This window comes from Streptomyces monomycini (assembly GCF_022271435.1).
Lineage (GTDB): Bacteria > Actinomycetota > Actinomycetes > Streptomycetales > Streptomycetaceae > Streptomyces > Streptomyces monomycini.
In genome coordinates this window covers 98,240-113,326 of the sequence record NZ_JAFIQY010000005.1, presented here as the reverse complement: position 1 = coordinate 113,326, position 15,087 = coordinate 98,240, and the positions used below count along the sequence as shown (strand labels likewise).

Here is a 15,087-nt window from a genome sequence, read left to right as displayed (position 1 = left end):
CGTTTTGAGGAGTAAGCGATGACCCGATCTCTTGTCGAGGACGTGTGGCCGCTCTCGCCGTTGCAGGAAGGGCTGCTGTTCCACGCCGCCTTCGACGAGGAGGGCCCGGACGTCTACCAGGGCCAGCGGACGCTGGCCCTGGACGGCCCGCTGGACGCGGACCGGCTGCGCGCCTCGTGGGAGGCGCTGGTCGCCCGGCACCCGGCGCTGCGGGCGGGCTTCCGGCGGCGCAGGTCGGGTGACGCGGTGCAGGTCGTCGCGCGCGAGGTGACGCTGCCGTGGCGGGAGGCCGACGTGTCGGGCCTGGCCGGGGCGGAAGCCGCCGCCGAGGCCGAACGGCTGGCCGCGGAGGAGCGGGCCGAGCGGTTCGACCCGGCGGTGCCGCCCCTGCTGCGCCTGCTGCTGATCCGTCTGGGCACCGACCGGCACCGGCTGGTCATCACCTCCCACCACGTCCTGATGGACGGCTGGTCGATGCCGGTGCTGCTCAACGAACTCACCACGGTGTACGCGGCGGACGGTGACGCGCGCGGGCTGCCCAGGGCGGCCCGCTACCGCGACTACCTGGCCTGGCTGAACCGTCAGGACAAGGACGCCGCCCGGCAGGCGTGGCGGGCCGAACTGGCCGGCAACGACGAGCCGACCCTGGTGGCACCGGCCGACCCGGCCCGGCTGCCGGTGGTCCCCGAGAGCCTGATCAGCGAGATCCCCGAGGATCTGACGCGCGGCCTGGTGGGGCTGGCCCGCTCCCACGGGCTGACGGTGAACACCGTGGTGCAGGGTGCCTGGGCGCTGCTCCTGGCGCGGCTCGCCGGGCGCGACGACGTGGTGTTCGGCGCCACGGTGGCCGGCCGCCCCGACGCGCTGCCCGGCGTCGAGTCGATGGTGGGCCTGTTCATCAACACACTGCCGGTCCGCGTCCGGCTGGACGGCGGACAGCCGCTGCACCGGCTCCTCGCGGGCATCCAGGAGCGGCAGACCGCGCTCATGTCCCACCAGCACCTGGGGCTGGCCGAGATCCAGAAACTGGGCGGGCCCGGGGCGGTCTTCGACACCCTGGTGGTGTTCGAGAACTATCCGGCGGCGCCCGCCGGGGCGACCGGTCCGGACGCCTTCACCCTGCGCTTCCTCGAAGGCCGGGAGACCTCCCACTACCCCTTCACCCTGGTCGTCGTGCCGGGCGAGCGGATGCTCTGCAAGCTCGACTTCCGCCCGGACCTGTTCGACCGCCGTACCGCCGAAGCCGTCTTCGCCCGGCTGGTGCGGGTGCTGGAGCAGGTGGTGGCGGACCCGTCGGCGCCGGTGGGCCGGACCGGTGTCCTGGGGGCGGACGAGCGGCACCTGGTCGTGGACGGCTGGAACGCGACGGCCGCGGAGGCCGCGGGACCGTCGGTGCCGGAGCTGTTCGCCCGGCGCGTGGCGGCGGCGCCGGACGCCGTGGCCGTCCGGGACGAGCGGCGGACGCTGACGTACGGCGGGCTGGACGCCGAAGCGGGCCGGCTGGCCGCGTACTTGAACGGTGCGGGCGTGCGGCGCGGCGACCGGGTCGCGGTGGTGCTGGAACGGTCCGCCGACCTGGTGGTGGCGCTGCTGGCGGTGTGGCAGGCCGGGGCGGCGTACGTGCCGGTGGACGCCGGGTATCCGGCGGAACGGATCGCGTTCATGCTGGCCGACGCGCGGCCGGCGGCGGTGCTGTGCACGGAGGCGACGCGCTCGGCGGTGCCGGTCGACGCGGACGGCCGCCTGGTGGTGCTGGACACGCCGGAGGTCGCGGAGTACGGCGGCCGGGCACCCGAACTGCCGCTCACTGGCGACGACATGGCGTATGTGATGTACACCTCCGGCTCCACCGGCGTACCGAAGGGCGTGTCCGTACCGCACGGGAGCGTGGCGGCGCTGGCCGGCAGCCGCGGCTGGGCGCTCGGCCCGGACGACGTGGTGCTGATGCACGCCCCGCACGCCTTCGACGTGTCGCTGTTCGAGATCTGGGCGCCACTGGTGGCCGGCGGCCGCGTCGAGGTGGCACGGCCGGGCGCGGTGGACGCGCAGCGCATCCGCGAGGCCGTGGCGGGCGGGGTGACGGCGGTCCATGTCACGGCCGGGCTGTTCCGGGTGGTCGCGGAGGACGCGCCGGAGTGCTTCGCCGGGCTGCGCGAGGTGCTGACCGGCGGTGACGTGGTCCCGGCGGCGTCGGTGGCGCGGGTGCGTGAGGCGTGCCCCGAGGTGTCCGTACGGCACCTGTACGGGCCGACCGAGGTCACGTTGTGCGCCACCTGGCACGTCCTGCGGCCCGGTGCCGACGCGGGCGCCGAACTGCCGGTGGGCCGTCCGCTGGACAACCGGCAGGTGTACGTCCTGGACGCGTTCCTCCAGCCCGTACCGCCGGATGTCGTCGGCGAGCTGTACGTCGCGGGCACCGGCCTGGCCCAGGGCTACTGGCAGCGCGCGGGGCTCAGCGCCGAACGCTTCGTGGCGTGCCCGTTCGGCACCGGCACGGGGGTTCCCCCGGCCGAAGGCTCGGGGAGGATGTACCGGACCGGCGACCTGGTGCGCTGGACGCCCGAGGGGGAGCTGGTCTTCGTCGGGCGGGCGGACGCGCAGGTCAAGGTGCGCGGGTTCCGGGTCGAGCTGGGCGAGGTGGAGGCGGCGCTGGCCGCGCACCCGGCCGTCGGCCAGGCCGTGGTCGTGGCCCGTACGGACGGCCCCGGTGAACGGCGCCTGGTGGGCTACGTGGTGCCCGACGGGCAGGAGGCGGACGCGGACCAGATCCGCGAGCACGTCGCCAAGGTGCTGCCGGACTACATGGTCCCGGCGGCCGTGCTGGTGCTGCCGTCCCTGCCGGTGACGGTCAACGGCAAGGTGGACCGGGTGGCGCTGCCCGCCCCCGACTTCGCCGGGCGGGTGGCCGGGCGGGCCCCGCGCACCCCGGCCGAAGAGCTGCTGTGCGGTCTGTTCGCCGAGGTGCTGGGCCTGGAGCGGGTGGGGGCCGACGACGGCTTCTTCGCGCTGGGCGGCGACTCGATCGGTTCGATGCAGCTGGTGTCGCGGGCCCGCCGCGCCGGACTCGTGCTGACGCCACGTCAGGTCTTCGTCCTCAAGACGCCCGGGCGGCTGGCGGCGGTGGCGGCCCCGGCCGACGCCGCGGCCCGCACCGGCTCCGACACGGGCGACGGCGAGATCCCGTGGACGCCCGTGATGCGGGCGCTGGGGGAGCGCGCCGCCCGTCCCGGCTTCGCCCAGTGGATGGTCATGGGCGCGCCGGCCGGGCTGGGACTCGACGCGCTGACCGCCGGACTGGCCGCCGTACTGGACACCCACGCCGTCCTGCGGGCCCGGGCCGTCACCGGCGAGCGGCCCACGCTGCACGTGCCCGGCCGCGGCGCGGTGGACGCCGCCGCGCTGGTCACCCGTACCGACGCCACGGAAGCACCGGACGACGCCCTGGACGGCATCGCCGAGGACGCGGCCCGCGAGGCCGCCGCCCGGCTGGACCCGGCCGCCGGTGAGATGGTCCGGGCGGTGTGGGTGGACGCCGGCCCGCACCGGACCGGACGGCTGGCCCTGGTCGCCCACCACCTGGTCGTGGACGGCGTGTCCTGGCGCATCCTCGCCCCCGACCTGCGAGCAGCCTGCGAAGCGGTGGCCGCGGGCGGGGTACCCGAACTGGATCCCGTCGGCACGTCTTTCCGCAGGTGGGCGGAGCTGCTCACCGACCAGGCTGTCGACGCGGCCCGCACCGCCGAACTCGCCGACTGGACCGCCCTGCTCGACACCACGGCCCCTCAGCTCGGCACCCGTACGCCCGACCCGGTCACCGACACCGCGGCCACCCTGCGCCGCCGCTCCTGGACGCTGACCGGCGCGACGGCCGCGGCCGCGCTGAACCGCGCCCCGGCGGCGTTCCACTGCGGAGCCCACGACGTCCTGCTGGCCTCGCTGGCCGGCGCGGTCGCCCACCGGGAACCCGCCACCGGCGCCGCGCTCCTGGTGGACGTCGAAGGACACGGCCGGGAACCGCTCGACGGCACCGACCTGACCCGTACGGTGGGCTGGTTCACCAGCGTCCACCCGGTCCGCCTGGACCTCTCCGGCCTCGACCTGGCCCAGGCCCTGGCCGGCGGGTCCGCGGCCGGGGCGCTGCTCAAGACCGTCAAGGAACAGGCACGCGCCGTGCCCGGCGACGGTCTCGGCTACGAGCTGCTGCGTCACCTCAACCCGGAGACCGGCCCCGCCCTGGCCGCCCTCCCGGCCCCGCGGATCGGCTTCAACTACCTCGGCCGCTTCACCGCGGGCGCGGACGGCGGCGCCGTCGGCCCGTGGCAGGCGGCCGGCGCCACCGCGATCGGCGGTACGGCCGCGCCGGACCTGCCCGTTCAGCACGCCCTGGAGGCGAGCGCCGTCGTCCGCGACACCCCGGACGGACCGGAACTGGACCTCGCGCTCAGCTGGCCCGCCGCCCTCCTCGACGAGACCGCGGTGGACGGACTCGGCCAGGCCTGGCTGGACCTCCTCGGCGGCCTGGCCGCCCATTCCGGAAGTCCCGGCGCGGGCGGACACACCCCCGGCGACTTCCCGCTCCTGGACATCACCCAGGAGAGCGTGACGGCGCTGGAGACCGCCGTGCCGTCCCTGACGGACATCTGGCCGCTGTCGCCCCTCCAGGAAGGACTGCTCTTCCACGCCGCCTTCGACGAGGAAGGCCCGGACGTCTACGAGACCCAGCGGCTGCTGGAACTGAACGGCCCCTTGGACGCCGCCCGGCTGCGCGCCTCCTGGCAGACGCTGCTCGCCCGGCACGACGCGCTGCGGGCGAGCTTCCACCAGCGGGAGTCCGGTGACACCGTGCAGGTCGTCGCCGGGAACGTCGAACTGCCCTGGGGCGAGGCGGACGTGTCGGCGCTGCCGGAACCCGAGCGGCAGGCCGCGCTGGACCGGCTCGCCGCCAACGAGCGAGCCCGGCGCTTCGACCTCGCGTCGGCCCCGCTGCTGCGGCTGCTCCTCGTCCGCCTGGCGGAGAACCGGCACTTCCTGGTCGTCACCAGCCACCACATCCTGCTGGACGGCTGGTCGATGCCGATCGTCCTGGACGAACTCGGCGCGGCCTACGCCGCGGGCGGCGACGGTGCGGGCCTGAAGCGGACCGCCTCCTACCGCGACTACCTGGCCTGGCTGGGCGAGCAGGACAAGGACGCCGCGCGCGCCGCCTGGCAGGCGGAACTCGCCGGCGCCGAGGACTCCACCCTGGTGGCCCGCTCCGACCAGGGCCGGGCCCCGGCGGAGCCCGAGACCGGTGCCGCCGAACTCTCCGAGGACGGCACCCGGGCCCTGACACAGCTGGCCCGGCAGCACGGCCTGACCGTCAACACCGTGGTGCAGGGCGCCTGGGCGATGGTGCTGGCGCGCCTGGCCGGGCGGACCGACGTGGTGTTCGGCGGCACCGTCTCCGGCCGCCCGCCGGAGCTGCCCGACGTCGAGTCGATGGTCGGCCTGTTCATCAACACCCAGCCGGTACGGGTACGGCTGGACGGCGCCGAACCGGTCCTGCGGATGCTCACCGGCCTCCAGGAGCGCCAGTCGGCGCTCATGGCCCATCAGCACCTCGGCCTGCCGGAGGTGCAGGGTTTGGCCGGTCCCGGCGCGGTCTTCGACACCATGCTGATGTTCGAGAACTACCCGCGGACCACCGCCACCCTGTCCGCCTCCATGCGGGCGGGCGGCGAGGTGACGATCTCCCAGGCGAACCTGGTGGCGGGCACGCACTACCCGCTGGCCGTGGGGGTCGTCCCCGGCGACCGGCTGCGGATCTACGTGACGTACCGGCCGGACCTGTTCGACCGGCGCGAGGCCCGGCAGCTGGGCGAGCGGGTCGTCCGCGTGCTGGAGCAGGTCGTGGCGGACCCGCGGGCGCCCGTGGGCCGGATCGGCGTCCTGGGCGCGGCGGAGCACCACCGTGCCGTGGCGGAGTGGAACCCGGCTGCCACCGGGGAGCCGTCCGACGCCGGTGCGCTGTCCGCCGCCTCGGTGCCGGAGCTGTTCGCCCGTCAGGTGGCCCGGGCCCGCTCGGCGGTGGCCGTGGCCGACGGGGGTCGAACTGTTCAATATGGCGAGTTGGACACCGAGTCGGACCGTCTCGCCGCGTACTTGGGCAGCCTCGGCGCAGGCCGTGGCGACCGGGTCGCGGTGATGATGGAGCGCTCGGCCCACCTGATCGCGGTGCTGCTGGGCATCTGGAAGGCCGGAGCGGCGTACGTGCCGGTCGACGCCGGATACCCGGCGGAACGGGTCGCGTTCATGCTGGCCGACTCGGGCCCGTCGGCCGTGCTGTGCACCGAGGCCACACGGGCTGCGGTGCCGGCGGACGCGGCCGGGCAGGTGGTCGTGCTGGACACGCCGGAGGTACGGGCGGCCGTGGCGGCCTGCCCGACCGGAGGCCCGCGACCGCCGGTGTCTGCACACGACCTGGCGTACGTGATGTACACCTCCGGCTCCACCGGCGTGCCGAAGGGCGTCGGCGTGCCGCACGGCGGTGTGGCGGCACTGGCGGCGGACCGCGGCTGGGCCCTCGGCCCGGACGACGCGGTACTGCTGCACGCTCCGCACGTCTTCGACGCCTCGCTGTACGAGATCTGGGCACCGCTGGCCACCGGCGGCCGCGTGGTGGTCGCCGCCCCCGGCACGGTCGACGCCCGGCGCGTCCGTGAGGCGGTGGCGGCGGGCGTGACGGCCGTGCACCTCACGGCTGGCCTGTTCCGTGTGGTCGCCGAGGAGTCCCCGGACTGCTTCGCGGGCCTGCGCGAGGTGCTGACCGGCGGCGACGTGGTCCCGGCCGGGTCCGTCGCCCGCGTACGGGAAGCGTGCCCCGAGGTCGTGGTCCGGCACCTGTACGGGCCGACCGAGGCCACCCTGTGCGCCACCTGGCGGCCGCTGCGGCCGGGTGAGCCGGTGACGGACGACGTGCTGCCCATCGGGCGCCCGCTGGACGGCCGCCGGGCGTATGTGCTCGACGCCTTCCTGCGGCCCGTGCCGCCGGGTGTGGACGGTGAGCTGTACCTGGCCGGCGCGGGACTGGCGCGCGGCTACCTCGACCGCGCGGGCGCGACGGCCGAACGGTTCGTCGCCTGCCCGTTCCCGCCCGGCACGGGGGTCCCCCCGGCCGAAGGCCGGGGGAGGATGTACCGTACGGGCGACCTGGCGCACTGGACGTACGACGGTGAACTGGTCTTCGCCGGCCGGACGGACACCCAGGTCAAGGTGCGCGGCTACCGGGTGGAGCCCGGCGAGGTGGAAGCGGCGCTGGCCGGGCATCCGGCGGTCGCCCAGGCCGTGGTGGTGGCCCGCGAGGACCGCCCCGGCGAGCGGCGCCTGATCGGGTACGTCGTGCCGGACGGGACGGCCGTGGACGCCGAGGCGGTCCGCGAGCACGTGGCCGGGCTGCTGCCCGAGTACCTGGTACCGGCCGCCGTGGTGGTCCTCGACACGCTCCCGGTGACCGCGAACGGCAAGGTCGACCGGGCCGCGCTGCCCGCACCCGACTTCGCCGCGCGCGCCTCGCGGCGGGCGCCGCGCACCGGCACCGAAGAGACCCTGTGCGCCCTGTTCGCCGAGGTGCTGGGCCTGGACCAGGTCGGCGTCGAGGACAGCTTCTTCGAGCTGGGCGGCGACTCGATCATGTCGCTGCAACTGGTGTCACGGGCCCGGCGCGCCGGGGTGGTCGTCACGCCCTGGCAGGTGTTCGAGGAGAAGACCCCGGAACGGCTGGCCGAGGTGGCCGAGACGGCCGGGGACGACACCGCGGCCGCGCCGGAACCGGCCGACACCGGATCGGGTGAGGTCGCGTGGACCCCGGTCGTACGGGCCCTCGGCGTACCCGCCGCGACACGCGGCGAGTTCGCGCAGTGGGTCGTCGTGGGCGCCCCGGCCGGGCTCGGCCAGGACGTGCTGGCCGCCGGGCTGGCCGCCGTACTGGACACCCACGCCATGCTGCGGGCCAAGGTGACCGACGGCCCCGAACCGGCGCTGCACGTCGCCCCGCGCGGCGCGGTGGACGCTGCCGCGCTGGTCAGCCGTGCCGACGCCACGCACGTACCGGACGACGGCCTGGACGGGGCGGCTGACCGGGCCGCGCAGGAGGCGGTACGGCGCCTGGCGCCCGCCGACGGCGTCCTGGTGCAGGCGGTGTGGCTGGACGCCGGTCCCGCGCGGACCGGCCGGCTGGTGCTCGCCGTCCACCACCTGGTCGTCGACGGCGTCTCCTGGCGCATTCTCGTCCCGGACCTGCAAGCCGCCTGCGAAGCCGTCGCGGCGGACCGTGAGCCGGACCTCGACCCGGTCGGCACGACCTTCGCCCAGTGGTCGGCCCTGCTCACCGAACAGGCCGCGGACCCTGCACGCACCGCCGAACTGGAGCACTGGACCGCCCTCTTGGACGGCCCGGACCCGCTGGTGGGCGAGCGCGCACTCGACCCGGAGCAGGACACCGCGGCCACCGTCCGACGCCTCACCTGGACCGTGCCCGCCACCGCGGCCGCAGTCCTGGCGGCCCGGACACCCGCCGCCTTCCACTGCGGCGTCCACGACGTGCTGCTGGCCACGCTGGCCGCCGCCGTGACCCGGCGGCAGCAGGAGCGCGGCCAGGAAACCGGCGCCGGAGTCCTGGTGGACGTCGAAGGACACGGGCGCGAGCCGGTCGCGGGCGCGGATCTCTCCCGTACGGTCGGCTGGTTCACCAGCACGCACCCGCTGCGGCTGCGCCTGTCCGGCCTCGACCTGGCCCAGGCCCTGGCGGGCGGGTCCGCGGCCGGGGCGCTGCTCAAGACCGTCAAGGAACAGGCACGCGCCGTGCCCGGCGACGGCCTCGGCTACGAACTGCTGCGCCACCTCAACCCGGAGACCGGCCCCGCCCTGGCCGCCCTCCCCGCCCCGCAGATCGCCTTCAACTACCTCGGCCGCTTCACCGCCGGGGCCGCGCCGGAGACGGCCGCGCCCTGGCAGATGGCCGGTGAGGCGGCGCTCGGCGGCTCGGTGGACGACAGCATGCCCGCCCGGCATGCCCTGGAAGCGGGCGCGGTGGTCCAGGACGGCCCCGACGGGCCCGCCCTGACCCTGACCCTCAGCTGGCCCGGCGGACTGCTGGACGAGGACGCCGTACAACGGCTCGGCCAGGACTGGCTCACGGCGCTCGGCGGCCTGGCCGCGCACACCGACGGGCCGGGCGCGGGCGGGCACACTCCCTCCGACTTCTCCCTCCTGGAGCTGACGCAGGACACCGTGGAGGAGCTGGAGACGGCCGTGCCGTCCCTGGCCGACATCTGGCCGCTGTCACCCCTCCAGGAAGGGCTGCTGTTCCACGCCGCGTTCGACGAGGACGGCCCGGACATCTACGAGGGCCAGCGGATGATGGAGCTGACCGGCCCGCTCGACGTCGCCCGGCTGCGGGCCACGTGGGAGACGCTGCTGGTCCGCCACCCGTCCCTGCGGGCCAGCTTCCACCCGCGCGCGTCGGGCGAGACCGTGCAAGTCATCGCCCGGGACGTGCCGCTGCCGTGGCGCGAGGCCGACCTGTCGGACGTGCCTGCCGACGCCGTACCGGCCGCCCTCCAGGAACTGGCCGACGGCGACCGCGAGCACCGGCTGGACCTGACGGTCGCACCGCTGCTGCGGCTGCTGCTGGTCCGGCTCGGCGAGCGGCGGCACATGCTGGTGCTGACCAGCCACCACATCGTCAAGGACGGCTGGTCGCTGCCGGTGCTCATCAACGAGATGGCCGCCGTGTACGCGGCGGGCGGCCACGACCGCACGCTGCCGCCGGCCACCTCCTACCGCGAGTACCTGACCTGGCTGGACCGCCAGGACAAGGCGGCCGCCCGGGCCGCGTGGCGGGCGGAACTGGCCGGGGTGGACGAGCCGACCAGCGTGGTCCCGGCCGAACTGGTCCGGGCACCCGCCGTGCCGGAACGCATCCGCTTCGAGCTGACCGACGACCTCACCCGGCGGCTGACCGAGCTGACCCGCGGCCTCGGCCTGACCACGAACACCGTGCTCCAGGGCATGTGGGCCCTGCTGCTGGCCCGGCTGACCGGCCGCGCCGACGTGGTCTTCGGGACCACCGTGGCCGGCCGCCCGCCGGAGCTGCCGGGCGTCGAGTCGATGATCGGCCTGTTCATCAACACCCTGCCGGTCCGCGTGCACCTGGACGGCGCCCAGCCGGTCGTCGACATGCTCACCGACCTCCAGCGCCGCCGTACCGCGCTGATGGCCCACCAGCACGTCGGGCTGCCGGAGATCCAGCACCTCGCCGGGCCCGGCGCGACCTTCGACACGCTCGTGGTCTACGAGAACTACCCGCAGCCGCCCGAGGCGCCCGCCGACCCGGACTCCCTCGCGGTACGCCCGGCCGGCATCCCCGAGGACCGCGGCCACTACCCCCTCACCTGGATCGTGGCCCCCGGAGAGCGCGCCCAGGGCGACTTCATCTACCGCCCGGACGTCTTCCCGCGCGCCCGCGCCGAGCGGATGCAGGCCGCACTGGTCCGGGCCCTGGAACAGGTGGTCGCCGACCCGACGACGCCCGTGGGCCGCGTACGGCTGCTGGGCGAGGACGAACGCGAGCTGGTCGAGACGCGGTGGAACCGGACCGCGGTGCCGGCCCCGGCCGCCACCCTGCCGGACCTGTTCGCCCGCCAAGCCGCCGCGTCCCCGGACGCGACGGCCCTGGTGTCGGACGACCGCACACTGACCTACGGCGAACTGGCGCAGGAGGCCGGCCGCCTGGCCCGCTACCTGACCGGGCTCGGCGTCGGACCGGAGCAGCGCGTCGCGGTCGCCGTGCAGCGGTCGGCGGCCATGGTGACCGCCGTACTGGCCGTGGCGGCGGCGGGCGGCGCGTTCGTACCGGTGGACCCGGCACACCCGGCGGAGCGCGTGGCGTACGTCCTCGCCGACGCCGGACCGCCGGTCGTGCTGTGCACCACAAGGACCCGGCACGTCGTGCCGGACGGGTACACCGGGCGCGTCGTGGTCCTGGACGACCCGGAGGTCGCGGCCGAGATCGCGGCCTTGCCGGGCGGCCCCCTGACCGACGCCGAGCGGACCGCGCCGCTGCGCCCGGCCCACGCCGCGTACGTTACTTACACGTCCGGCTCCACCGGGCGGCCCAAGGGCGTCGTCGTCCCGCACACGGGCGTGGGCAACCTGGCCCGCGCCCAGATCGAACGGTTCGCGGTGACACCGGAGTCCCGGGTCCTGCAGATGGCGTCGCTGAGCTTCGACGCCGCGGTCTCCGAACTGTGCATGGCCCTGCTGTCCGGCGCCGCCTCGGTCGTCCCCGGCGCGGAGGGACTGCCGCCCCACGTGGCGCTGGGCGCCGCGCTGCGCCGCTGGGACATCACCCACGCCACGGTCCCGCCGAGCGTGCTGGCGGTGGCCGAGGAACTGCCCGCGACGCTGGAGACGCTGACCGTGGCGGGCGAGGCCTGCCCGCCGGGCCTGCCCGCCCGCTGGGCCGGGACCCGGCGCATGGTCAACGCGTACGGGCCGACCGAGACGACGGTGTGCGCGGCGATGAGCGCCCCGCTGACACCGGACGCCGAGGAGGTGCCGATCGGCCGGCCGATCGCCAACTCCGGTACGTACGTGCTGGACGCCTTCCTCCAGCCGGTGCCGCCGGGCGTCGCCGGCGAGCTGTACGTCACCGGCGTCAACCTCGCCCGCGGCTACCTCGACCGGCCGGGCCTGACCGGCGAACGCTTCGTGGCCTGCCCGTTCGCTCCCGGCATGGGGGTACCCCCGGCCGAAGGCGGGGGGAGGATGTACCGCACCGGCGACGTGGCGCGCTGGACCGAGGACGGCGACCTGGTCTTCGTCGGCCGCGCCGACGCCCAGGTCAAGGTGCGCGGCTACCGCGTCGAGCCGGGCGAGGTGGAGGCCGCGCTGGCCACCCACCCGGCCGTGGCCCAGGCCGTCGTGGTGGCCCGCGAGGACCGGCCCGGCGAACGCCGCCTGGTCGGCTACGTGGTCGCGGACACCGGCACCGGCGACCGCGACGAACGGCTCGAACAGGAACACGTCGGCGAGTGGCAGGACCTGTACGACACGCTGCACGCCAACCCGGAGTCCGACGTCCTCGGCGAGAACTTCGCCGGGTGGAACAGCAGTTACGACGGGCAGCCCATCCCGCTGGAGCAGATGCGCGAATGGCGGGCCCGCACCGTCGAACGCATCCGGGCCCTGCGCCCCCGCCGGGTGCTGGAGCTCGGTGTCGGCACCGGCCTGCTGCTGTCGCACATCGCGCCCCACTGCGAGACGTACTGGGGCACCGACTTCTCCGCCTCGGCGATCGAGGAGTTGCGCCGGCACGTGAACGCCGACAAGGAGCTGGCCGAACGGGTCGAGCTGCGCACCCAGGCCGCGCACGAGGACGACGGCCTGCCCGCCGGGTACTTCGACACGATCGTGCTGAACTCGGTCGCGCAGTACTTCCCCAACGCCGGATACCTCCAGGAGGTCGTCGAGCGGGCCGTACGGCTGCTGGCGCCGGGCGGCGCGCTGTTCGTCGGCGACGTACGCAACGTCCGTCTCCTGCGGGCGCTGGCCACCGCCGTGCACGCGGGCCGCGCGGCGCACGACGGCGACCCGGCCGCACTGCGGCGGGCCGTGGAGCGCAGTGTCGTCCTGGAGAAGGAACTCCTGGTCGACCCGGAGTTCTTCACCGCGCTGCGGGACCGGCTGCCGGACGCCGCCGGAGTGGACATCCAGCTCAAGCGCGGACACCACCACAACGAGCTGACCCGCTACCGCTACGACGTGACGCTGCACAAGCGGGGAGCCGCCGTGCTCTCCCTCGACGGCGCGCCCGCGCGGGACTGGGCCGGTCACCACGGCGGCCTCGCCGCGCTGCGGCGTCACCTGGACGCCGAACGCCCGGACCGGCTGCGCGTCACCGGTGTGCCCAACACCCGGGTCGCGCACGAGGCGGCGCTCGCCCGTACCGTCCAGGACGGCGGGGGCCCGGCACAGCCGGAAGCCGCCGGTACGGGACACCGGCGCCCGGGCGGCGGCACCCCCGACGTCGAGGCGTTCCACGAGCTGGGGGAGAGCCTGGGCTACTGGGTGGGCGCCACCTGGTCCACCGGCACGCCGGAGACACTGGACCTCGCGTTCGTCCGCGCCGACCTGGCCGACGGCAGCGCGCCGGTGGACACGTACGTCCCCGCAGCGGGCCCGGCGGACCCGGCGGCCCCGCTGACGGCGTGGACCAACGCGCCCGCCGCGGGCCGCGACACCGGAGCGCTGCTGGCCGCCCTGCGCGAACACGTCGCCGAGCGGCTGCCCGAGTACATGGTCCCCGCGGCCCTGGTGCCGCTGGACCGGCTGCCGCTCACCCCGAACGGCAAGATCGACCGCGCGGCGCTGCCCGCGCCGGACTTCGCCGGCCAGGTATCCGGACGCGCGCCGCGCACTCCGGTGGAAGAGACCCTGTGCGCCCTGTTCGCCGAGGTCCTCGGCCTCGAACGGGTGGGTATCGACGACAACTTCTTCCACGTCGGCGGCGACTCCGTCATGTCGATGCAGCTGGCCTCCCGGGCCCGCCGCGCCGGACTGACCCTGACACCACGCCAGGTCTTCGAGCAGCCGACCCCCGAACGCCTCGCCGAGGCCGTGGAATCGGCCCAGGCGGCGGACCGCGCACGGGCGGCCGGAAACGTGGGCACCGGTGAGATCGCACCGACCCCCGCCGTGCGGGAACTCGGCGCGCACGCCTTTGCCCGGGGCCTCGCCGAGTGGATCGTCGTGACCGCACCGGCCGGTCTGCGGGCGCACACCCTGACCGCCGGCCTCGCCGCCGTACTGGACACGCACGACATGCTGCGGGCCCGGGTACGGCCGGACGACGACGGGCGGCCGGTGCTGGTGGCCGGTGAACGCGGCACGGTGGATGCCGGCTCGGCCGTCCTCCGTATCGACGGCACCCGCATCCCCGACGACGACCTGGACGCCGTCGCGGACCGGGCGGGCCGCGAGGCGGCGGAACAGCTGGACCCCGCCACCGGCCCCGCGCTCCGCGCCGTGTGGCTCGACGCCGGGGACGGGCGTACCGGGCGGCTGGCCCTGGCAGCCCATCACCTCGTCGTGGACGAGCCGTCCTGGCGCGTCCTGGTCACCGACCTCGCGGCGGCCTGCGCCGCCGTGGCGGCCGACGCCGTACCGGAACTCGCACCCGTCGGTACGTCCTTCCGGCGGTGGGCGGCGGGCCTGGACGCGCCGTCGGCCGAGGAGAGCGGGACCACCACCGGGGAACGGCTCGCCGCCGGGCCCGTACAGCACCGGACGTGGACCGTACCGCGCGACACCGCGGCCACCCTGCTGCACCGCACCCTGCCGCTCTACCACTGCGAGCCCGACGAGGTGCTGCTCGCGGCCCTGGCGGGCGCCATCGCCCGCCAGGGGGACGGCGATCCTGTCCTGGTGGCCGTCGAGACGGACGGCAGGCGGTCGACGCCGGACGCGGACGACGGGGAACTGGCCCGTACCGTCGGCCGGTTCACCCGCACCCGCCCCGTGCGGCTGGACCTGTCCGGCACCGATTTGGACGGGGCTTGGGCAGGCGGACCGGCGGCCGGTACGTTGTTGAAGGCCGTCAAGGAACACCTGCGTGCCGACCCCGGGGCCGGCGCGGGCCCGGACGCCCTGCCGGAACCCCGCCTCTCCTTCACCCACCGGGACCGGATCCGCACCGGACCCGCGGACACGCCCTGGCAGCCGGCCGGGCCCGCGGCCACCGGCGGCACGACCCGGCAGGGCCCGGCCGCCCCGTACGACCTGGAGGCGAGCACCGTCCTCCGGGGCACCCCGGACGAGCCGGAACTGACCCTCACGCTCGGCCGGACCGCCCACACCGCGGACGCGGTGGCCGAGCGCGTCGGCCGGGCCTGGCTGGACCTGCTGGCCGCCCTGGCCGCGCACACCACCGATCCCACGGCGGGCGGTCACACCCCCTCCGACTTCGGCCTCCTCGATCTCGCCCAGCAGCAGATCGACGAGCTGGAAGCCGGGTTCAGCAATGACTAGCGACCGAGCACGACGAGGCGT

General features: G+C 75.6%; 1 protein-coding gene. It reads left to right on the top strand.

The window, feature by feature from the left end; all coding sequences use genetic code 11:
- The first annotated feature begins 18 nt into the window (after positions 1-18).
- Positions 19-15,066 (top strand): non-ribosomal peptide synthetase, encoded by a 15,048-nt coding sequence (locus JXZ78_RS08435; protein ID WP_238782757.1) that lies wholly within the window; start codon positions 19-21, stop codon positions 15,064-15,066.
- Positions 15,067-15,087: the final 21 nt, after the last annotated feature.